This is a genomic window from Pontibacter locisalis (assembly GCF_042684605.1).
Taxonomy (GTDB): domain Bacteria; phylum Bacteroidota; class Bacteroidia; order Cytophagales; family Hymenobacteraceae; genus Pontibacter; species Pontibacter locisalis.
Genome location: NZ_JBHULU010000013.1, coordinates 32,510 through 53,970 on the forward strand (window position 1 = coordinate 32,510; position 21,461 = coordinate 53,970).

The 21,461-nt window shown below is 39.4% G+C and carries 18 protein-coding genes; 10 read left to right on the forward strand and 8 right to left on the reverse strand.

Translation table 11 applies throughout. The features are described from left to right. The first annotated feature begins 12 nt into the window (after positions 1–12). From ACFSRY_RS10015 to ACFSRY_RS10055, 9 genes are all read left to right on the forward strand, one after another. The gene (locus ACFSRY_RS10015; protein WP_377506319.1) at positions 13–519 is read left to right on the forward strand and encodes a hypothetical protein; all 507 of its coding nucleotides are present in this window, start codon (positions 13–15) and stop codon (positions 517–519) included. Between the two features lie 15 nt (positions 520–534). After that, positions 535–1,110, forward strand: a complete 576-nt coding sequence (locus ACFSRY_RS10020) for a hypothetical protein (RefSeq protein ID WP_377506322.1) — start codon at positions 535–537, stop codon at positions 1,108–1,110. A gap of 15 nt (positions 1,111–1,125) precedes the next feature. After that, a complete protein-coding gene (locus ACFSRY_RS10025) occupies positions 1,126–1,671 on the forward strand; it encodes a hypothetical protein (protein ID WP_377506325.1) in 546 nt (181 codons plus the stop codon). Positions 1,672–1,690: 19 nt separating this feature from the next. Continuing rightward, on the forward strand, positions 1,691–2,101 hold the full coding sequence (locus ACFSRY_RS10030; RefSeq protein ID WP_377506328.1) for a hypothetical protein: 411 nt from the start codon (positions 1,691–1,693) through the stop codon (positions 2,099–2,101). 95 nt (positions 2,102–2,196) lie between these two features. Continuing rightward, positions 2,197–5,610: a DEAD/DEAH box helicase family protein gene (locus ACFSRY_RS10035; protein WP_377506331.1), complete on the forward strand. Its 3,414-nt coding sequence runs from the start codon at positions 2,197–2,199 to the stop codon at positions 5,608–5,610. 440 nt (positions 5,611–6,050) lie between these two features. Continuing rightward, a complete protein-coding gene (locus ACFSRY_RS10040; RefSeq protein ID WP_377506334.1) occupies positions 6,051–7,271 on the forward strand; it encodes a reverse transcriptase domain-containing protein in 1,221 nt (406 codons plus the stop codon). Between the two features lie 6 nt (positions 7,272–7,277). Further along, entirely contained in the window at positions 7,278–8,246 is a 969-nt protein-coding gene (locus ACFSRY_RS10045; RefSeq protein ID WP_377506337.1) for a hypothetical protein, read from the forward strand. Between the two features lie 21 nt (positions 8,247–8,267). Then, a complete protein-coding gene (locus ACFSRY_RS10050) occupies positions 8,268–10,481 on the forward strand; it encodes an ATP-dependent DNA helicase (RefSeq protein WP_377506340.1) in 2,214 nt (737 codons plus the stop codon). After that, complete coding sequence (locus tag ACFSRY_RS10055) at positions 10,471–12,033, forward strand: DUF7017 domain-containing protein (protein ID WP_377506343.1); 1,563 nt, start codon at positions 10,471–10,473, stop codon at positions 12,031–12,033. Before ACFSRY_RS10050 ends, ACFSRY_RS10055 begins: the two co-directional genes overlap by 11 nt. Before the next feature lie 31 nt (positions 12,034–12,064). Here ACFSRY_RS10055 and ACFSRY_RS10060 read toward each other — a convergent pair whose 3' ends face one another. The 8 genes from ACFSRY_RS10060 to ACFSRY_RS10095 all read right to left on the reverse strand — a co-directional run bounded on the left by ACFSRY_RS10060 (position 12,065) and on the right by ACFSRY_RS10095 (position 20,909). Next, positions 12,065–12,835 carry a hypothetical protein gene (locus ACFSRY_RS10060; protein WP_377506346.1) on the reverse strand — a complete coding sequence of 257 codons (771 nt, stop codon included), beginning with the start codon at positions 12,833–12,835 and terminating at the stop codon, positions 12,065–12,067. A 63-nt stretch (positions 12,836–12,898) separates the two neighbouring features. Continuing rightward, positions 12,899–15,931: a helicase-related protein gene (locus ACFSRY_RS10065; RefSeq protein WP_377506349.1), complete on the reverse strand. Its 3,033-nt coding sequence runs from the start codon at positions 15,929–15,931 to the stop codon at positions 12,899–12,901. Continuing rightward, positions 15,924–17,906: a hypothetical protein gene (locus ACFSRY_RS10070; protein ID WP_377506352.1), complete on the reverse strand. Its 1,983-nt coding sequence runs from the start codon at positions 17,904–17,906 to the stop codon at positions 15,924–15,926. The genes ACFSRY_RS10065 and ACFSRY_RS10070 overlap by 8 nt, the downstream gene beginning before the upstream one ends. Then, positions 17,906–18,928: a hypothetical protein gene (locus ACFSRY_RS10075; RefSeq protein ID WP_377506355.1), complete on the reverse strand. Its 1,023-nt coding sequence runs from the start codon at positions 18,926–18,928 to the stop codon at positions 17,906–17,908. The genes ACFSRY_RS10070 and ACFSRY_RS10075 overlap by 1 nt, the downstream gene beginning before the upstream one ends. Before the next feature lie 156 nt (positions 18,929–19,084). Beyond that, positions 19,085–19,735 carry an SIMPL domain-containing protein gene (locus tag ACFSRY_RS10080; protein WP_377506358.1) on the reverse strand — a complete coding sequence of 217 codons (651 nt, stop codon included), beginning with the start codon at positions 19,733–19,735 and terminating at the stop codon, positions 19,085–19,087. A gap of 183 nt (positions 19,736–19,918) precedes the next feature. Beyond that, a complete protein-coding gene (locus tag ACFSRY_RS10085; protein WP_377506361.1) occupies positions 19,919–20,164 on the reverse strand; it encodes a hypothetical protein in 246 nt (81 codons plus the stop codon). Further along, positions 20,157–20,552 carry a hypothetical protein gene (locus ACFSRY_RS10090; RefSeq protein ID WP_377506364.1) on the reverse strand — a complete coding sequence of 132 codons (396 nt, stop codon included), beginning with the start codon at positions 20,550–20,552 and terminating at the stop codon, positions 20,157–20,159. Before ACFSRY_RS10090 ends, ACFSRY_RS10085 begins: the two co-directional genes overlap by 8 nt. Positions 20,553–20,573: 21 nt before the next feature. After that, complete coding sequence (locus ACFSRY_RS10095; protein ID WP_377506367.1) at positions 20,574–20,909, reverse strand: hypothetical protein; 336 nt, start codon at positions 20,907–20,909, stop codon at positions 20,574–20,576. Positions 20,910–21,148: 239 nt separating this feature from the next. Between ACFSRY_RS10095 and ACFSRY_RS10100 the strand changes: the two genes are divergently transcribed. Beyond that, on the forward strand, positions 21,149–21,460 hold the full coding sequence (locus ACFSRY_RS10100) for a helix-turn-helix domain-containing protein (protein ID WP_377506371.1): 312 nt from the start codon (positions 21,149–21,151) through the stop codon (positions 21,458–21,460). Position 21,461 lies beyond the last annotated feature (1 nt).

The window sequence follows — 21,461 nt, forward strand, 5'->3', positions numbered from 1 at the left end:
CTGGTCATAAATGTGATACAAACAACTGAATCATTCCAACCTCTTCTCTGGTGGGTTATTACTCAAACTGGCGATACTTTACCTAAGTCAAGTTTTAACCCTGTTAAGGATGGAGAAATTAAGTATTTAATTCTTCATGCTCGCGAGAGGTATAAGGATAAACACTTTTATAAATTTTATTGGCTGGAGAAATTCATCGTTCATGATGCAAACCTTGTAGTGTGTGACTTAATTGAGAATGGTATAACAGGTAAGATAGGCTACTATGATAAAATAAAGGGAAGTTTATCCTGCTATATTACAGACAAGAATGGTGTATCTAAGACAGTAAATTTCTACGGCGATAATTTGGCACTCGCAAAATGTATTCGCTACATGCAAGAGCTAAGTAATGTACCAACTTGGGATGCTTACGAACTTCAACTCAAAGTGCAGGAGATACAAAGGCTTAAGAAAGAATTAGCGGCACTCAAGGAGGAGAACAAACGCTTGAATGAACAAAATGCAACTATTAGTTAATGTAGCCCTACTACAATGGAAAGATTAAGAGATTCTGCTAAACAAAAGGATGGAGTTTGGTATCTTATAAAAGCAAATAATCATAGCTACAGGGTAGATACCAGAAGCATTGCTGAGAGCAAAAGAAGTATAGCAAAGTATTTTGTTTATAAAAACTATGCTTACCACACTATCGGCGCTCTAGGCCAGCGCTTTAATTTCTGTAGTTATGAATTACTAGATAAAGATTTTACACCGACCACTATCAAAGTAGGTAATTTCGAATGTAACAAAATATCTGAGGAGGAGTGGGAGCCAAGTGTTGCGGGAGCTACGAGAATAGGTTTCTCTATTGTTGACCAAAGAGGTAAAAGAAGAAAGATTTGGTTCTCCTACAGCATAAAAGCCATTGTAATGTGCATAGAGTTCATGCAGGAGGTGTTGAGTCAGTTTGAGTCGTGGCTCGAGTATGACTTACATTGCTTAAAAGAAGAGGTAGAAGATTTAAAGCGAGAGAATCAAACATTAAGAAGTGAGATAGAAAAATTCCATGCTAGTAAAGACAGTATTAAAGGATTGTATAATTTATTGCATAGTACTACTGGTGGGTAAAGCTTTATTTCCTGTATGAAATCAAAAACCAATATAATCAAATCTGATAGATGGCATGCTCTAGGTGATGATGGAAAGCTGATCACATCTTGTTTGTACAAGCAAGATGTAATAACATATAAAGCAAAATTCTATGTTTTACTTAAGGATGCGAGTTCGTACATAGGTAGTTTTTTTGTAGAGCAGGATAATCATTACATTTTTGATAAGAATTTTAACGCAATAAGTTTAGAGCATGAAGGTATAGTATGCACAAATGTTAATGATGGTTATGGTGGTTACGCATTTACTGCATTTACAATAGTAGATAGTTTAGGTGTTGAGAGAACTGTTCCATTTACAAGAGGAATCAAATCTTATGAGGAATTCTTTAGTGCTGTGCAAGAGCTTAGCAGCTATAGTGGAGGTTGGAAGGATTTAGAACAGACTTTGGAGATTAAAAGCCTAAAACAAAAGGTTTATGATTTAGAAAAAGAAAACCAAAGCTTAAGACGTGATGCTGAGAGTTTGCATGAAGCTAAATTAATAATTGCAAAGTTGAACAAGCTGTTTACTGCCTAATCCTATATTTAGATTTGAAATGGATTCAAAACTTACACATGATACAACAAAAGCCATCATGAACTGTGCCACCCGCTTCGATGGCTACGCCTATTTCGAAACGGTCAAAAAGCCAGGTATAGAAGCTCCTGCATATCTAATTGAAGCCCAACGCTATTTCAACAGCACAAGCGAGCTTTTTGGTAGCTCGTCTAAAAACATGCTTGTGAATTTCTTTCTTCACCGCCAGTTTCACCATTGGGGTTGGTTACCAGATGCTTATTCCGATGAGTGGTACTATATGGTATACCTATACCTTCACACTTATCGCCTTCCAACACCCGAAAAGTATCGGATTAACAGCATGGCAAAAGAGTGGGAGCATTGCCCGCAAGGCTCAGCTGAAGCAGCTGCCGCCGATATTCGGAAGATGCTAATGCAGCGCAGGTAGTTAATGTTAACTTGTTATAACAGTCAGATTACTGTATTTAAATCTAGGAGTATAAAAGATTAGTGCTATTTTTATAGCTGTTAACATGCCAGCCTATGAATTCGAACTTTACCTTTTTAAATACTTATTGGCCAGAAATATATAAAGTAGCTGCAGAGTCGGAACAAAATGTACATGCTGCTCCTCGTTATGCTGCCCTTTGCAGCCGAATAGCTATTGAAAATGCAGTACGCTGGTTATACGATAACGATAGCTCATTACACCCGCCATACCAAGACAACCTGGCTGCTCTTATACATGAGCCAGGCTTTAAGCAACTACTTCCAGCCAATCTTTTTCAAAGTGTGAATTTCATTCGTAAGCTGGGTAATGTTGCAGCGCATCATAAAGGAAGTCCTAGCCCGGGAGAGGCCTTTGCTGCGATCCGCCATCTTTACGGATTCATGGCATTTTTAGCAGGTGCCTATAGTCCCGTTCGTCCTACCATACTTCCTTTCAACGAAGCACTTCTGCCTATGGCAGTTGTAAGACCAGATGCTTCGTTAGCTGAGGCTAAAAAAATGGAAGAACAATACCTCTCACAGCAGGATGAGCTTCAACGCAAAGACAAAGAGTTGGCTAAAAACCAGCAGTTGTTGGCCCAGCTGCAAAAGCGTTTACTAGAAGTAGAGCAGATAAAGCAGCAGAACCTGCAGCATCCTGTAGAAGTGCAGCTGCCTATTACCGAAGCCGAAACCCGTCGGCGCTACATAGACCTGCTGTTGCGCGAGGCTGGATGGGATGTGCAAGCTGTGAATGTATGTGAGTATGAAGTATCAGGCATGCCACTTAGCACTAACCCAACAGGTAAAGGTTATGTTGATTATGTATTGTGGGGGGATAATGGAAAACCTCTGGCAGTTGTAGAAGCAAAAAAGGCTTTGACCGCTGTTGAAAAAGGGCGACACCAGGCTGAGCTATATGCTAATTGTTTAGAAAAGATGACAGGCCAACGCCCTGTGATCTATTATACAAATGGTTTTGAAACGTACCTGTGGGACGATGTGCCCGCCCCTGGTTACGCGCCGCGCCAGGTACAAGGTTTTTATACCAAGGACGAGTTGCAACGGCTTGTAAATCGCCGTGGTATCCGCAAAGACCTAACACTATCTGTAATTAATAAAAACATTGCAGGCCGGTATTATCAGGAGCTGGCGATAAAGCGGGTAGGTGAGCAGTTTATGAAAAAGGAGCGGGGTGCACTACTCGTTATGGCTACCGGTTCCGGCAAAACACGTACAGCTGCTGCGCTGGTAGAGGTGCTAAGCAAAGCCAACTGGGTAACACGTGCACTCTTCCTTGCTGATAGAACAGCACTAGTCAGGCAGGCAAAAAATGCTTTCGGTCAGCATGTGCCTTACCTATCCTCGGTTGATCTGACAAAGGAGAAGGAAGAGGATAAGAGCCGCATGGTGTTCTCCACCTATCCAACAATGATGAACCTCATAGATGGCGCACGCACTAAAGATGAGAAGTTCTATAGTCCAGGCCATTTCGACCTTATAATTGTTGATGAAGCGCACCGCTCCGTTTATCAGAAGTACCAGGTAATATTTGAGTACTTCGATGCGCTAGTAGTCGGCTTAACAGCTACACCTAAGGCTGAGGTGGATAAGAATACCTATGAGCTGTTTGGTCTTGAAAGTCACCAGCCAACCTATGCTTATGAACTCCAGGAAGCTGTCAATGACAAATATCTGGTGCCTCCTAAGGCTATGTCAGTGCCATTGAAATTCCACCGGGAAGGTGTGAAGTATAAAGAGTTGACCGATGCCGAAAAGGAAGAGTATGAACTCACTTTTCGGGATGAGGAGACTGGTAACATGCCTGACGAAATTGGTGCGCCTGCCCTTAACAAATGGCTATTTAATAAGGATACCGTTGATAAGGTGCTGCTATACCTGATGGAAAACGGGCTGAAGGTAGAAGGAGGTGATAAGCTAGGCAAGTCCATTATCTTCGCTCGTAGTCATGATCATGCATTATTCATTGAGAAACGATTCCATAAGCTTTTCCCTGACCTAGGAGGCAGCTTCATTCGCCTAATAGATAATTACGAAAAGTACGCACAGGATCTGATTGATGATTTTACGGAAACGAATAAGCTGCCACAAATTGCTGTGTCAGTTGATATGCTTGATACAGGTATAGACATACCTGATATTGTGAATCTAGTGTTTTTTAAGCCTATAAGATCTAGTGCCAAGTTCTGGCAAATGATTGGGCGAGGCACTCGTCTGCGACCAGATCTTTTCGGTCCGGGCCAGGATAAAGAGTTTTTCTACATTTTCGACTTCTGTGAAAATTTTGAGTTCTTTGATGAGTTTCCGGAAGGGATACAACCACCTATTCAGAAGAGCCTAAGTGAGCAAATTTTCCTCTCACGTTTGCAGCTGACAGAGCTATTGCTTGAGGAACCTTATCAGGATGATGAAGCACACCAGCAGTTGCGCAATAAACTGCTGGATACGCTGCACCATACCGTTGCTACCATGAACCGCGACAGCTTTCTAGTTAAGCGTAAGTTACTGTATGTAGACAAGTATAGCCAGCGCAGCCTGTGGGATACACTAAGCAAAGTAGACCGGCAAGACATAAGCAAACACTTGGCACCTTTGGCGCCTGTAGAAGGTAATGATGAATTGGCCCGTCGCTTTGACCTGCTTATGCTGAACCTGATTTTATCTATACTGGAGAAAGATGTTAAGCAGAAGGGGTATATAACACGCGTGCAGGAGATGGCAAATTCTTTGACGAAAAAGACTGCCATACCTGCAGTAGCTAACCAAATGACTCTGATTAAAGCGGTGAAGTCTTCTGAGTTCTGGCAGGAGGTGAGTTCCCCTGCACTAGAGAAGATGCGTGAGAGCCTGCGCGATCTGGTAAAATTTATTGATAGAGAAAAGCAGGTAATTGCCTACACCAACTTTGAAGATGAGTTTAAAGGTAATGCTGAAGAAATCGACATTAAGAAGATAATTGGAAGCAACAAATTAGAAAGCTACCGCCAGCGTGTAGAGCGTTACATTCGTCAAAACGAACACCATGTTACCATAAACAGGCTCCGTACTAATCAGCCAATAACACCGGCTGAACTTGAAGAATTGGAGCGACTTTTATTTGATGGTCAGGAGCGTGGTACCAAAGAAGACTTACTGCAGGAGCTGGGTGTACCAAAGCCACTAGGAGCATTTATCAGAAGTATCATAGGGTTGGATGTTAACGCCGCTAAGGAAGCTTTTTCTGAGTTCCTGGTAGGGCAGACCCTGCAAGCAGATCAGATTACATTCGTTAACCGACTAATTGATTTCCTGACTATCAACGGCACGATCGACAAAGCCATGCTTTTTGAACCGCCTTTCACTGAGATTAATCATGAAGGTGTTGCAGGTGTGTTTAGGGAAGAGACGCAGGTGGTGAAGCTCTTCGGAATAATAGATGAGATAAACCGTAATGCGGGAGTAGCGTGATGCTGACTTTCCTTATCTATTAAATGTATATCAGAAGTTGATATACATTTAATGTGTTTTGATATACATTAACATCAGATAGATAGCATAAAAGCTATTTTATATGTTGGCACAGTTTTGCATATTGCATAGGTAAACATGGCAATATTGCCTGTTACGATCTTTGAAAAGTCTGCCCTAAAGATATTGAACCGTGCATGCTGGGTTTGGCTGTTGCAGCCAAACCAATGATCGGCATGTTCCCTGCAAATGCGGGGGAAATGTGTGGGAAACACAATGCTGTCGTTGCTAGACATAATGATATAATATAGAATATCATTAGGCTTTTAAGTCAGCAGAACGTCGTGCTTATTTCCCTTTATGTTTCTGTTTTTGTTTGATTTTTTTTTCTCAAGTACATAAAGAGTATCAAGGGCAGGCTTTTCTTTTATTTATGTGATATGAATTTAGGAGAAGTACAGGTACATGAGATCAGGTCAAAATTTGAAGCTATTCAAACGAAAGAGGACTTGTTAGCCTTACTTAATCTTACTCTTACTTCTATTTATGGTGATAAAGCCCGGAAGATTTCTCTAAAGTCTCTTACATACTATTCTAACCCAAAGCTTTCCAGAAACAGCTATGAAAAGTTTAGTATAAGTAAAAAGTCTGGCGGTACAAGGACTATACATGCACCAACCAGAGGGCTTAAAACTATTCAGCGCTGCCTTAACATTGTTCTCCAATCTGTATTCGAGCCTCACTGTACCGCAACCGGATTTATACCTGGTAAGTCAATTGTAGATAATGCTATTCTGCATACAGGAAAGCGCTACGTTTATAACATTGATTTAAAAGATTTTTTTCCAAGTGTGGACCAGGCTAGGGTATGGAAGTGTCTTCAGCTTCACCCTTTCTATCTTAATGCAGAAAGGTCAAGACTCCATTTAGCTAATATGATCGCTGCTTTGTGTTGCACAAGATTAGAAGTGGAAAGACAAAACTCTATAGGAGATTGGGTAAAGCAGTATCGTGAGGTCTTACCACAGGGAGCACCGACGTCACCTACTCTTACTAACGTTGTAGCTCACAAGCTTGATGTAAGGCTAAGAGGCCTCGCAAAAAGATTTAAGATAAAATATAGCCGCTATGCCGATGACATTACTTTTTCATCCCATGAAAATGTTTTTGTAAATGATGGCGACTTTTCGAAGGAGCTTCAACGGATCATAAAAGATCAGAATTTTCAGATTAACCCTAAAAAGACCCGGCTCCAAAATTCTGATTTCAGGCAGGAAGCAACAGGTCTAGTTATAAATGAAAAAGTTAATGTTCATAGGCGTTACATTAAGCAGATAAGAATGTGGCTTTACTACTGGGAGAAGTATGGGTATTTAAAGGCTGGAAAAATTTTTATTAGAGAGTATGGTTTTGAGAAAGCTAACAGGAAAAAGAAGTCTCCGACTCTTAAAGCTGTCATAGAAGGAAAGTTAAACTTTTTAAGTATGGTAAAGGGCCCGGAAGATTCAACATACCAAAAGCTTCATGATCGTTTTACGAAGCTAACTATGCATACTGCTCCAGTAATAGAGGTGAAAACAACTGAGCTTGATGATATATTAGATGCCCTTGTACATAAGGGGCTTGAGAATGCCATGTCATTATTTACAAGTATGAAATAAAAGCAGATGGAGCCAACAGAGAAGAACATAGCTAACCTAAAGTCCTTATTAGATTTTATTGAAAACATTCTGTCAGCTACACAGGGGAAGGATGAATTTGATTGGTTTATACAGGACTTTGGGGCTAGGTTCAGTAAGTATTTTTTACCAAATGATCAGGGATTACCTCATATTTCTGCCGAAGGACTAGGACAGATAGGAGTGAATGTCGATTGGATTATCTCTTATCTGAGAATAAATATCCCTGTTAATAAATTAATAGATTTTTCTTTTATAGGTGAACAATTTGATAGGGCCAGGAAGCAGTTAGAAATAGATAATGTGCAAATGTGGCGTGCAAGGTATGGTAAGAATAATGAGGATGGTTGCCCAGATTTTGAAGAATTCTGTCGATTTGCTCATTACCAATTGGAGGAGATCCTAAGTCTATACTTTTATATTTTTGAAAAGTATAAACCAGATGAGCTAAAAGAGCAGTGGCTTAATTCTGTTGCAACTGTTAATATTCATAAAGATGATGAGTGCTATTATAGGGGGGATATTTTCGAGAGCTATGGAAAAAAAGTCATTTACTATAACAAACTTTCAGAAAGTGGAGCATTAAGGCATAAAACCAAATATCGTACTAAAGCATTAGAGAATTACCTGCCTTACGGTACCTCATCCAAGGTAAATTACTCATTGAAAAGAAAGTTTTTTATTCAACTGCATAATTATAATGAGCCTAATTGGGAGAAGAAAATTTTGAACTTCAAGTATGCTGAATATATAAGTTGGTATAGAAATGAGTTGTCCCATAGATCTTCTATGATTGAAGAAAAAGAATATGTTTCTGATGAAAAGAAACATGAATATTTAAGCTTTAAGTCTTTAAAAGATTTTAATACTATTTCCTTGTGTATAGAAGAATGTATTGGTAAAGTAAAAGAAGAACTACCGAACCTCATGAAGATTGAGGAACCAGTCTTATCCTAACTCCAAAACAAACATATTGTAATGAGTATTTTTACGCACTTTCAACACATTAATCTTACTACAGATCAAGCTAATGCTCTCAATGAAGTAGATGCATTTCTAAAGAGTGAGGAAAATGTGTTTATTCTAAAAGGGTATGCAGGTAGTGGTAAGACTACACTTTTGCAGGGAGTGGTAGAATATTTAGAAGCCACACAGCGAGGTTATGCTTTGATGGCTCCAACAGGTCGTGCAGCTAAGGTAATCAAGCAGAAAACGCTGAAAGAAGCTGTTACTATTCATAAATGTATTTATAGTTTTAAAGATCTTGATGAGATCAAAGAGTTAGATGGAGAAGGTGCGGAGAGCTTTATCTATTACTTTAAGCTAAGGAACAATACAGAAATAAATAACAAAGTATATATCATAGATGAGGCTTCTATGGTATCAGATGTGTACAGTAAAGGTGAGTTCTTCCGGTTCGGTTCAGGATTTTTGCTTACAGATCTGATTGAATATTCCAGAGTTAACCTTCCTAATACAAATGCCAAAATAATTTTTGTAGGTGATCCTGCCCAGCTTCCTCCGGTTGGAATGAGCTTTTCACCCGCACTTGATGAAGAATATCTAAACGAAAAATTTTCTGTTAGCGTCCGCTCTGTTGAGATAAAGGAAGTAAAACGACAGGGTGGTGAAAGCGGCATATTGAAAGCTGCTGCAAAACTGCGCAAATGCTTAACATCCGGTTACTTCAATGATTTTGATTTGCGTAGTAACGGAAGAGACATTCATAATCCTTCTTTTGCTGACTTTTTATCCACTTACAATTCCATCAAAGGACAGAAGATAATTATCTGTTATAAGAATAAAACTGCTCTTGACATCAATCAGAAAATTAGAGAAGATAGATTCGGAGCCAGATTATCAATTCAGGCTGGTGATCATATTATCATGGGCGGGAATAATTACCGCTTGGATTTAATGAATGGAGAGTTTGGGGTAGTTGTAAAGAGCACACCTACTACAGAGTCAAGAAACATTCCTGTAAATGCTAAAGGAGGAGAAAGGAAACTAGTTACCCTGACTTGGAGATGGATTGAAATCATGGTCTCCGATGATGCAGGTGGTGAGAGGGTAGTGGGAGGTTATATGCTGGAAAACTATCTGGAAGGAGACAACTTTTTAAAGCCGATAGAACAGCAGGCGCTATACATCGATTTCAAAAATAGGTACCCAAACCTTAAGCCAAAGTCTCCGGAGTTTAAGGAAGCTATTAAGTCAGACATATATTTCAACTCCTTACTATTGAAGTACGGCTATGCTGTCACTTGCCATAAGGCACAGGGTGGGGAATGGGATGCAGCTCTGACTATTTGGGATAGAGTGGCTGGTGAGAGCTTTAATTTCAAAGAGCAGAAGCATAACTTGAAAGGTAAAACCAATTCAGACTTCTATAGATGGGCTTATACAGCTATAACACGTGCTTCGAAGGATTTATACTGCATCAATCCACCTTATTTTACATCATACTCTAATCTTATTTTTATACCGACTACTGTTCAGGATGCTTATGAAAGCTTAACGGGTAAGCCAGTGAAAAATGAAAGTTTTGTATTAGATGCGGATGCGCTTACTGCACTCACAGGATTTAATTTGCAAGAGCAACCACTTTCTATTCAGGACCACTTTGTTATTCTGCGATCACTTGTGAGAAAGAAGTACATGGAGATAACCTCCTATAAACGACAAGGCTATGAAGTATGGTATACGGTAGGTAGAGAAGCTGATCATGCCACCTTTAAGTTTTGGATCAATGGGAAGAATGAGTTCAACGGTAAGTTCGCTCAAGTTCCTTCATTAACGAATTCTGCAGCTTTTGCCGATGAAGTACAAGCATTACTAGGAAGCATAAATCAGTTTAATGTATCTAGAAATACTGCTTCTGGTATATTATCAAAAATTGAACATGACTGGGAGTTAGAAGAGTCTACTCCATTCCTGATAAACCTCTTCGATTCTTTGGAAGAATCATTAGGATCAAAAAAAATTCAGGTAGAAGATGTGGAACATCTAAACTACAGGGAAAGGTACAGATTTAGTCGTGGAGATGAGAAAGCTGTAGTTGACTTTGAGTATAATCAAGATGGATTCTTTGGTAGGGCTCTTCCTCTTAGTAAGCAGTGTAACAGCAAGCTTCTGTTAGAAAATGTTGAAAGTGTGTTGAACCAATATTCACAAAAGGAACATGTCATTTAACGAAGTAAAAAGCTTAAGACAATCTGGTAAACTAGAAGAAGCATATAGTCTTGCAAAGCAGGACCTTGAAGCAAAGCCTCATGATGTCTGGAATAAACGCTCAATGGCTTGGGTGCTTTATGATCTGTTAAAGCAGAATGCTTCTGCTGAATCTTATGATACATTCATTAGCTATCTGAAGGAGTTGAAAGACCTAGAGTTGCCGGAAGATGAAAAAATGGTTTTTGATAATACAGCCTGGCAAGTTGGTAAAATGATATATCAACTCTTAAAGGAGAATGATCAAATAACAATAGCAGGAGAGTCTTACCAGCTAGCTCATCAAAGACAAATTGATATAAATAAAATAAAGCCCGTATTTGAGATCGTTCAAAGCTTTCACTTCACAAAACCCTCTGAAGGATACTCATTCCTCTTCAAAGCTTTTCATAAAAGTTTTAAAGACCGATTTGATTATGTGGAGTTAGTAGATTGGTGGAATCTGGATAGTTTTGGGAAGGATGACTTTCAGCAGGAAACACTACCAAATGGGAAGAATGTAATGGCTCTGGCAGAACAGGCCTATATTGCTTATGCCAAGAAGTTGTTAGAAGGATATAAGGCAGACCCTTTTACATCGGGTTACTCTGGAGACAAGCCTAAGCTGGGGGCGTTTCTCGTTAAATTAGATGAGGTTATAGATTCTTATCCAGAGCTTCAGTATCCTCCATACTACAAGGCTCAAATTCTTTTAGCTGTCGGAGATTCTGAAAATGTTTTATCTGCTTTCTTGCCATTTGCGAAGAAGAAGCGAAATGATTTTTGGGTTTGGGATCTTCTGGCTGATATTTTTCAGGATGATGAAGAGAAAAGAATTGCTTGCTTGTGCCGTGCTATGCTATGCAGAACACAGGAAGACTTTCTATCAAAAATAAGGGAGAAGTTGGCCGCATACTTTATCAGCAAAGGCTTTTACAATGAGGCAAGAACTGAAATCAAGATTATTGTTGATACCAGGGTCTCTAATGGCTGGAAAGTTTCTAACAAGGTACAGCAGTGGCAAAGTGCGCAATGGTATACTAGTGCTGAACCTTTCAGAAACAACATGAAGTTCTACAGAGGTCATAGTGCTGTAGCTGATAACATCTTGTTTGCAGATACTCCTGCGGAGTTAGCCGTGATAGAATTTGTGAATTCAGATAAGAAAATAGCCAACTTCATTATAAATCAGAAAAAGCACGGTTTCTTTAAATATGATAGGTTCTTTAAGTCACTTGAAATAGGTGATGTTGTAGAAGTAAGGCTTAGTAATGATGGAGATGGAAACCGATATAAACTATTAACTGCAGGTAAGACTAATCAGCAGCCAAATGATGCAATTCTAAGGCTATTTAAAGGCAACCTTAGAAAGAAGGAAGGGCAGGAGTTTGCCTTTGTAGATGATATTTTTATCGAGCCAAAGCTCGTTAAAGAATTGAATATGTCCAGTGACAGTCAAATATTTGGTAAGGCCTTATTGAGCTACAATAAGAAAAAAGATAGCTGGGGCTGGAAGGCAATTTCTGTTAATTAGTATTGACTTAGCCTACTCTGGAGAAAATGCATTACCTCCTCCAAGGCTTTTTTCCTTCTAGAGTATTAGTTGTGAATTCAATTATACTTTCAATCTTAGAGAAAGAAGAAACTTGCTTCATCAATACCTCAGTACTAAAAATATCTTCACATAAAGGTCTGACAATAGACATGAGCTTTATATCTCTGTCAAATGACTTCTTATAATAAGTAACATCATACCCAAATGATTTACAATTTTCGAATGCAAACTCTATTTTAGAGTAACCATATTTAGTCACATTTCTTTTTGTAGACTCTGCTTTAGTCTTAATTACATTTAAGAAGTTTGACAATATAAATTCATCCCAGCAACCAGTTCTTGATAGCTCTTTGAAGAAGGGCCAAAAGTCTTCTCTGAAGTTTTTTAAGCCAATAGTTTCGATTTTTCCTTTACTGTCTCTTACGGTAACTGCACAGCCTGTTCCTGCCGAATTGGATAAAGCAAAAGGGAAGATCCATCTGATTCTTTTCCTTCCTATCTCATTTAAATTAACAAATTCATAGTAGGAGGAAGCAGGTGACCAGCCTTCATCACCAACTTCTAAAAACTTACAGCCATTAAGATTTGGAAAGATTCTCTTATTTTCAGATGTGTAAAAAGAGTACCTGTAGTAAAATGTACTACCCGATTGAGAAGTACCAGCAAATTCTCTCTTTACAATGTATATGCTATCATTTTGTACTGCCTCTTCAAAAGATTCATAGTAATCCGATGTAGAATCGTTAACATTAATTGAGAACCACTTAGGTGACTTAGACATATAATATTATTTGACTTAGATGATTAGCACGTTTTCAAAGTAAGACATTCGTATAATTGTACATTATACTTTGAAGTTAACAACATTATATTTAGAGATAAGCTTCTCTGCTATGGCTTCAGGAATATCAAAAGCAGATAAAACACTGTCAACTTCAACTCTGCTATTATAATTTACATTGGCTTCAATATCATTAAATGTTCTGACAAACTTATTGATGTTCTCTAACAGCCTTATTACTTGGTTCACTTCAACAGATTGACTTAGGTAAGGATAGAAAACATGGATCTTATTGTCAAAGTCAACCACTTTATTTTTGTTTAACTTCCTATAGCTAAGCGAGTTTATTCTGTCAATTCTGCCTGTTCTCTGTTCCATATCACTAGGGTTCCAAGCGATACCATAGTGATAAACATTTTGGCAGTAGGTATGTAGATCTTCACCTTCCTTGAATATATCAGTAGTGACAAGCACATAAGGATAACCTGGAGTTCTAAACTGAGATGCAACAATACTTCTGTCTCTTTTTGCCTGTCCGCTTATGCCTACCACTGGTGTTAAACCTCTCAATGTTGTGGACACCTTTTTAGAATCCCTTTCCTGAAAGATTGTGCCTATGATAAGGTCATAATCTAGTAGAATTGTTTTGATCTCCTTAAGCACAAAATGAAAAGGTGCATCTTCTTTAATGATGAGATCTCTTAATGTAACATCAAAGGCCCCACCAGCTGCATCTGCAACAAAAGCAGGTAGTAAACCGGACCCATTCCTAAAAACACTTTTCAAGATGCTGCCGAGTACTTCAAAGTCTTTTGTCAACAGTTCCACATCAAGTTTTCTCATCCTTTTGTGCACCCAATCATCAAATTCTCTTTTACACTCTTGTAATAGTAAACTTGTTAAGAAAGTATCTACAGTAAGCTCTTCTAGCCCTTTCTTATCTACCTGAGTAGACGACGGGCCTATGATTCCATTCGAGATTAAGAAGCCTTTATAAGCCTGCTGATAGCTCTCAAAAATTTGACTCTTCTTACTTTCCTCCTTTATATGTACTCCCTGTAGTACAGTTGACAGCTCATTAGGGTCATATTCTATCAATTTATAATGATTAATTAGTAGGAACAGGTTTAGTTCAAACCAATTTTCACGGTAGAGCTTCTGTCTGAAATTATAGCCGGGGCGTCCTTTTCTAAAGTAGCTGTTAAAGAAGTTGCCTGCAGGTTCATCATCGTCATCTTCTTCGGCCTCCATTGTACTAGCATTTTGTGTATTTTGCCAATCTAGATAGCTATCTTCAAGCACTTCCACAAAGGGCTCTGTTAGCTTTTTGGGTACAGCTTTGCTGCCTTTGTCAATGAATTTAATGATTATGTTTCTTAGGGGACTGTCAACCTCCAAGCTTTCAAAAGTAAAGTTTAACCATTCCAGACTTTGTTGTTCTGTCGTATTCTTAATTAGTAGGAGCTTCTTGATTTTGCTACTCTTTTGGAGGACAGTAAAGAAGTTCGGTAATTTTTCGCTGATATACCTTTCACTAAATCTGTCTTTGAGTTTCTTTACCTCTGATGTGTTATACTTTAAATACCTGCCATCAAATTTAAGATAACAGTCTAAGATTACTTCTTTCTCAAAGCGCTGCGTCAGTCTTCTTTCCAATTCATGAGCGGTTGCAACCCTTCTTACAAAAATGAGTGATTTCTCCTGTCGCTTAAGTTGATTAATAACTTCATCTTCCAGTTTACTTTGCTTTGGATGAGGCGGAATATCCTTAAAAGTTGTACTATAAGACTCTAAAAGCTTCTTTATAACATTAAAATCATGGCTCACTTTTTCACTTCTTTTGGAAGTGTACTCATACTCCTTACCTTCAGTTATTTCTTCTCCGTTTTCATCCCATTGTGTTGGTTTTATTGCTTTATCTAAGTCAAGTCTGTAGCTCTCGAAGCCTGCTAACATACCAATCTCGAATGAGGCGTTATGTTTTTGGTTCAGATGTTTTATCGACTTGTATTGTAAGAGCTGCCAAAACACGCTGTTAAAGTCATCTTCAATATTGAGTGGTTCGGCAGTTTCAGACTTATTGACGTTTCCCTGTCTGTGCTCATAGCGACATTGATTCCGGGAGATGGTAGCATCTGAGATATTGTATTCCATATTACCACGAATCAAAAAGGTCTTCAACTTCTGCTCTACATCCTTTGGGGTAAAAGCATTTACCAAAGTATGATTGGATGTGAAGCAAGAGAACTGATTTTTAATTTCTAGCAGGCTACGATCCTTTGGGGTCGCTGATAGACATACTACTTTTTCCGCTAAAGGAAACTTGATTTCATTTTTTAATGAAGGAAACTGCTTAAGTAGTTTTTCGTCCTTTACCGCACCAAGGAACCTTGCAGTCACTTCGTTTCTGATAGCGTGATCATGGTCTTCAGTTCCTAGTCCGTGTTTATAGTTATGTGCTTCATCAATAATCAAGCAATTGATTTTTTCAGATTTGATATTGAGTAGGTAAGCAATAAGCTTTCTCAAGGTGGACTCATGACCTTGGTTAAAATAACCATAAGATTTTGCTTCTGTAAGTATTTTTGTGCAGAAGACATCACCACTAAACAAACTATCACATAAGTAACTGAAAAATTCAGACTTCCTGGTTGATGAGAGGCTGCTGAACGAAGTCATTCTAAAGATAGAAATCACATCATCGCTATTAATACAGCAGAGCCTGTCTTTAATCAGATCTGCTTCTGCCAAATATTGTTTTAAAAGAAAACCTTCAGGTAAATAATTGTTGTTGAAGAAGTTATTTGCTTCCTTCTGCCACTTCTGCTGGAGGTTTTTTTTTGGTACAATAATTAAGTCTCTGTGCTTTTGAGGCTCTTTGCTGAAGTGTCTGAAAAGCGAAGCAATTCCCAATGCAATATAAGTTTTACCTAAACCTACTTCATCTGCTATGTAAATGATGTTATTGTTTTCTTGAGAGAGATAGTCATAGGCCTTTTCAATAACACTCAATTGTCTCGAGGCGATCTCATCCGCTATGGATTCGTTTGTCTTTAGCTGAAGTATCCCAGCATACTTGCTCTTTAGATTAATCATAGTTCTTCACAAGTTGATCCACCACCCACTTCTGTTTTGCATCTAAACCTGGTATGTTCTCAGCTGCCTTTTTTGCATGCTGTTGCAGGTTCTTGCTTTGTCGAAGGACAGCCTGTTTGAAGGGCTCCCAGTCGTCTTTGAGGCCACTTTTGTACTGCCACTTATAAGCTTTTTTATAAAAGTTGTGGATGAGTATTTGTAAAATCATCCAATAAAAGCTTTTGTACTTTTTACCCTCTTCAACCTGAGTTTTTAGCTCTTCAAAATAATAGGGGAGGGTGTCAATGTTCTCACTTAGAAGGTAATATTTAAGCCTGTCAAACTGAGGCTTCTTTTCTGCCTGCTTTAATGAGTGCGAAGGAAATAGGTACCGCTCTAACTTGATGAGACCATTGAAATTAGCAGCCATTTCGTTCAGCAACGAAATTTGTTCCAATCGTTCTTCATCAACAACACCAGACTCATCTGTTGACCTTACTGCTAACTCTCTTGTAAGGCTTTCTGCCTTTATGTCGTCAGACAGGTAGTTCCAATATTTTATAATAGTTGCAGCATCAAGCTTAAAGTCCAAAGGCTTGCTTTCAAAATTAAGCTGGTGTGGATAGTAGTAATAGGTGACTACTTTTGTGTCGGTAGTTTGAAGAACTTCTATTAAAGAATTTTTAGTGAGTAGCTTTACATCTGCCTCACCTAATGTGTAGGTTTGCTTTCTATTCTGAACAACCTCTTGATTTAGTATAGATTTAAAGGAACACGTTTCTTTAATGTTTTTGGGAGCACTTACAATTAATGCTCTGTCTCTCCAATTTATTGTAAACTCAATCTCTGGAGCTTGTCTATCTAGATAAAATTCCGTCTGATTCTCTAAGTCATCTTTTAGGATGAATCTGAAATTGTCTGGGTTAAGATGGGTATATTCTTTTAGTAACCTTACTTCGTCTTTTTTAGACTCATACAGTATGGCAGCTTCTATATTAGCCTCGTTCTTATCAGCATAGAACTGGTTCCAGGCAGGCATAGTAAAGTTAACTGAGCCAACTATGGTATATACTTTTTTTCTGCCATAGAAGCGGTAGATCTTAGAGTGGTTGTTTCTTACCTCTGTATTTAGTTTATTATCACTCCAGCTACTCCACAAATAGCCCTTATCCATGTAAGAGACAAAAGCTTCCCTCTCGATACTTATTTCGCTATCCTTGAGCATAGGGAGCAACCCTTTAACTTTGGAAACTCCTTTATTGATGAGATATTCAAATAAATCAGTATTCGGGCTATAGAAAGGAGAGATTATTTCTACTTCAGCAACTGTATCCTGTGAGAAGATTTTATTTTCGAGAAAGTCCTTAAAAGAGTTATTTAAACTGTGAAAATAGGTTTCGGTTATAGTAACATACCTAAGGAATTCATAGATTTCTGTTTCAGCATCTGAAAATGTTTTGCTATCAGATAATTGTGCAGTATTATGAATGATTTCCTGAATAATGTTTTTTGTTGTCTTATTAGGGTATCTTTTGTTTGGTTGAATTTCCAATATTGAGAAACACTCATGGTTATCACACCAACCTGAAGGTGTTAAATTACCTGAACCTATCAGGCAAATTAATTTCCTGATTTTATTCTGGTCTTCAACTAAAATTAAAATTTGCTTAGGATGAAAATTGGTGATTTTCCCTTTTTTACAAGGTGTTTTAATACAGTTTATGGTATAAGCAAGAGATGGAGCCTCCGTATTGTTTTTGGCAAAGTAATCACAATAGACAGTAACAGGAGGGACTATATTTTCTTTCAGGCATGTGCGCCACATGATTTTATTAAAAATAGCCTCGTCCCCAAAGTTTTTGCCCGACACAAACAGAGGCATAACATAATTTTCAAAAAACTTAGGGTCAAAGTTGAAGGTGTAGAATAAGGCCGCTACTACTTTTCTATCACCAATTTGCTCCTTTATTTTCTCCCTTAAAACATGATGTTCCATCAGTTGTCTAGTTGTTTAAATAGTGAAACATAGGTGTTTAAAAAATAGTAATTGTCGTTGTGGAGGGTAGGATCGTAGTTCCTGGAAAATGAGGCACCCTCAAAATGGTTAACCTCAATTCCTGCGGCATTTTGTTGAATCCATGGAGCAGAGCCTCTTTTTAGTGAAACCTCTTCATTGCGTCTGGTTAAGCCTACCACTAGCTCCCAGTTAGAATCGTTTTTTAGAAGAGAAGCAAGTTGTTTCGGAGTATCATCAAGTAATGTGGTATCTACTTCTATTCGACAGGAATCAATGAAACTGTTCTTTTCGATTTCTTCTTGCTTCCAGAATGACTGTGTTTGCAAATACCTGAAAACTCTGTTTAGTGGACTTAGTACTTTTTCTGTGTTATAAATCAGTTGTAAAGCATATTGAAGCTTATCGTTGTTAGTCCTACTAGAAAGAGCCTGCAGTAAATCATAAAATGAAAGGTTCAGCAGCTCTTTGTTAGAAGCGAACATTTGAAAGAGCTCCTTATTACACGTATCATCTAGCAATTTTGTAGTAAATAGTTCTTTTTCTGTTTGCTCAGGTTTCTCTAGTAGATCATAAAAGAAGCGAAGTTTCCCTTTTGAGATAACGGATGTCTGATCTTTCTCTTTCTTTTTCAGTTTAGAAACCTGTTTTATAAACTCATTATTTCTTTCAATTTTTGACTCGAAGACTTCTATAAAAGAGCTGTCTGAGGTAAAATGCATGTCGCTAAAAGGGCGTGTATATTTACCCCAGATTCCATAGGCTTTTTGATTAGACAGTATCTGATCAGAAAGGCTACTAGAGACCTTTAGTTCTTTGTTTGAGTTTTCATAAACCCTTCTAACTTTGTCTATGCCGTTGAATCCTTCTTCTTTATCACGTTCATATCGGGTATAGGCCATCACTTGTTCTAACCGAATAAAGAACGATTCAAAGTTTGCGTCATCAATATCAAATCTTTCTTTTAGGTAATGTGCAATGCATAAGATTTGAAAGTCTTTCACACTATTAGACACAGTGGATATATGTGGTATCATTGTTCTGCCAGCAGCTTGCCACAGTACCTGGAAACCCAGTGGGTCTCTTGAGCCTTTGACAGTGTAGTTCGGATCTTGTTCAGTAAGAAAGTACATAAAGAAAAATGAAATAGTATAAGGAACTTACTCTATTCTCCAGGTAATTGTCACCGTCTCTGCAACATCTATATCATCCGGTTCGAAGTCAGGAGCGGCATCGGCAGTGGACATCAGCATTTCTGATTCATAAACTGCGTAGTCGTAGCGTCGTGAGCGAATAGTCAGCTCTCGGTAGGAGTAATCGATGTCCATAATCTCCTTCAGTTGGACACCTGTGGCCCCGGCTATAAGTGTGGCGTTTTCCTTGGCTTTGGAAATGGCCTGCAAGATGAGCTGCTGTTGGTGCTGAGTCGCATCCTTCACGCCAAAGGAGATACTGAAGTCCAGATTGTCTAGTCGCTTTGCCACCTGGTTCAGTAGGCTATTGATGATCCCTTTATCCAATGGAATTTCTAACTCTAGGCTATGCGAGGCAGAGAACCCATTGAACTCGCTCTTCTCTGTTTTCTTGCTCCAGGTGGTTTCTTTCCGGACCCTGAAGTCTTTTGTCTTCAGACTCTTCCGTTCAATGCCTTCTTTCTCAATGATAGAGCGTAGCTCCTCTACTTTGTTGTTAAGCGCATTTACCGCCTTCTCGTATTCCCACTCATGTGCCTCAGCATCGAAAGAAAGGATGGCAATATCAGGTGAGACGGAGAGTTTGCCCTTGCCTGTGATCTGTAGTTTGCGTTCCATAGTTGTTCTTTGCTTTTATTTTAGTGAGTCAGGCTTTTGACTCTTAGCTGATCTGTTTACTCTTTGTAAACTTGTTTTTTTATTAAAACTGTCTCAGGCTAATCAGGAGCCGAATTCATTGTTGTACTGCAATAAATCCTCTTAAGAATTTATCTATATTTTATTATTAGGTGAGACCATCTTCTACATTGCAACGGTTTCCTTTGGTGCAGGCGAACTGTTGCGGTTCACTTTCTTGTACTGCCTTAACCTTACTTTCTGCACGAAGAGCAGCAAGAGCAGGCCAGCAGTGAGCAGGGGCCAGATGAGGCAGAAGATCAGCGCGTTCACCTCATAGTAGGAGAGGTGCGTGAGGTTTGCCAGGTTGATCATGAAGTCCGTGCAGTAGTTGAAAACGAGCTCCACCAGGTATGTTAATATCTTAACCATGGCGCTTCTTTAGTTTGTTAATTTGGAGCTGGATCAGCAGCGGCTTTATGAGCAGGTAAGACATGAGCATTGGCCAGAGGGCCACCAGGAAGAGCAGGTTTGCCACGCCGTAGTCGCCCGTCGACATCAAAGCGCGGATCATGCCGAAGTAAAGCGGATCGATAAAGCCGAAGTAGCCGCTTACCAGCTTCACGTGGTGCCGCTTGCAGTAGCCCGTGTCATTGTAGCAGTTCCAGGTGCAGGCATCGGGCGTGGCAACGGCGGAGTTCATCTTAGTTTGCCCCTTTAAGCCTGCGCTGCTGACAGTGCCTCTGGCGTACTCATTTACAGCCACCATGGCCGAGAGGGCCAACAACAAGGGCAGAAGGTACAGGGAAAGCTTTTTCATGCTGTTCATCCAGGTCTTCGCTTATTGCCAGTGAATGGCTGTTATTTTTAAGTTCTCTGCGGCCCTTAGCCCCAGTACCCTTGCCCACTTTTGTTTGGTGAGTGCTGCATGGGCCATGTAGTCTCTTGCAGTGCCGGATTCTCCTTTATTCCCGCTGTCCCCGATGCCGCTCACCGCGGCCACGCGCTTGCCCTGCAGGTTCCAGGCCGAGTAGCCCGTGCTGTCCTCGGCAATGAGGAAAGACTGCCCGTCCCCCTCCAGCATTTTGAGCTGAACAGAATCACTGTAGTGGGCGGTGTGCAGCTCCCATTCAATTTTCTCGCTATCCTGGTACCTGAGCTCGATGGTCCTCCCCACCAGTCCGTCCGGGTTAAGGAAATCCTCGGAGTACAGAACGGCGGCGACTTCTCCGCCCGCTGCCTGAAAGCGAGTGACAGCCAGCTCTTCTCTGGAGGTACAGGAACTAAGGAGAAGGAGGGTTAACAGGAGGCGAAAGGATGTTTTCATAGGGGTAGTTAAAATTTCTTTTACAAGTATAACATAATCTATATATATTGTAAAGATAGTTATTGTGTTTTATTATTATTTTTTTGACTATGGAGAACCAGTTTCTATTCCAAATGAAAGCGGAAGAGGCCATTGAGGCTATCGCCCGGCGCGTCGTTGAGCTGTTAAGTGTCTCAAGGCAAGAGCAGAAGCCGACCTTGGAAAATGGCAAAGAAGACCCTATCAACACGGATGAGGCATGTGCTCTTCTTCGCATCACCAGTGTAACGCTTCTCAACTGGAGGAAGAGAGGTATGATCCCCTACCATCGTAAAGGCGGCAGGATATATTTCTACAGGTCAGAGATTCTTGAGTCTTTAGAGAAGCCATGGGGGCGGCCAGGTAGGAGAAGGGGGTGTTAAT

Bases quoted from the DNA above. Each gene is read 5' to 3' on its own strand.
- ACFSRY_RS10030 (WP_377506328.1), top strand. From the start codon at position 1,691: ATGGATTCAAAACTTACACATGATACAACAAAAGCCATCATGAACTGT.
- ACFSRY_RS10050 (WP_377506340.1), top strand. From the start codon at position 8,268: ATGAGTATTTTTACGCACTTTCAACACATTAATCTTACTACAGATCAA.
- ACFSRY_RS10020 (WP_377506322.1), top strand. From the start codon at position 535: ATGGAAAGATTAAGAGATTCTGCTAAACAAAAGGATGGAGTTTGGTAT.
- ACFSRY_RS10035 (WP_377506331.1), top strand. From the start codon at position 2,197: ATGAATTCGAACTTTACCTTTTTAAATACTTATTGGCCAGAAATATAT.
- ACFSRY_RS10070 (WP_377506352.1), bottom strand. From the start codon at position 17,906: ATGGAACATCATGTTTTAAGGGAGAAAATAAAGGAGCAAATTGGTGAT.
- ACFSRY_RS10065 (WP_377506349.1), bottom strand. From the start codon at position 15,931: ATGATTAATCTAAAGAGCAAGTATGCTGGGATACTTCAGCTAAAGACA.
- ACFSRY_RS10025 (WP_377506325.1), top strand. From the start codon at position 1,126: ATGAAATCAAAAACCAATATAATCAAATCTGATAGATGGCATGCTCTA.
- ACFSRY_RS10040 (WP_377506334.1), top strand. From the start codon at position 6,051: ATGAATTTAGGAGAAGTACAGGTACATGAGATCAGGTCAAAATTTGAA.
- ACFSRY_RS10090 (WP_377506364.1), bottom strand. From the start codon at position 20,552: ATGAAAAAGCTTTCCCTGTACCTTCTGCCCTTGTTGTTGGCCCTCTCG.
- ACFSRY_RS10060 (WP_377506346.1), bottom strand. From the start codon at position 12,835: ATGTCTAAGTCACCTAAGTGGTTCTCAATTAATGTTAACGATTCTACA.
- ACFSRY_RS10080 (WP_377506358.1), bottom strand. From the start codon at position 19,735: ATGGAACGCAAACTACAGATCACAGGCAAGGGCAAACTCTCCGTCTCA.
- ACFSRY_RS10085 (WP_377506361.1), bottom strand. From the start codon at position 20,164: ATGGTTAAGATATTAACATACCTGGTGGAGCTCGTTTTCAACTACTGC.
- ACFSRY_RS10045 (WP_377506337.1), top strand. From the start codon at position 7,278: ATGGAGCCAACAGAGAAGAACATAGCTAACCTAAAGTCCTTATTAGAT.
- ACFSRY_RS10055 (WP_377506343.1), top strand. From the start codon at position 10,471: ATGTCATTTAACGAAGTAAAAAGCTTAAGACAATCTGGTAAACTAGAA.
- ACFSRY_RS10100 (WP_377506371.1), top strand. From the start codon at position 21,149: ATGGAGAACCAGTTTCTATTCCAAATGAAAGCGGAAGAGGCCATTGAG.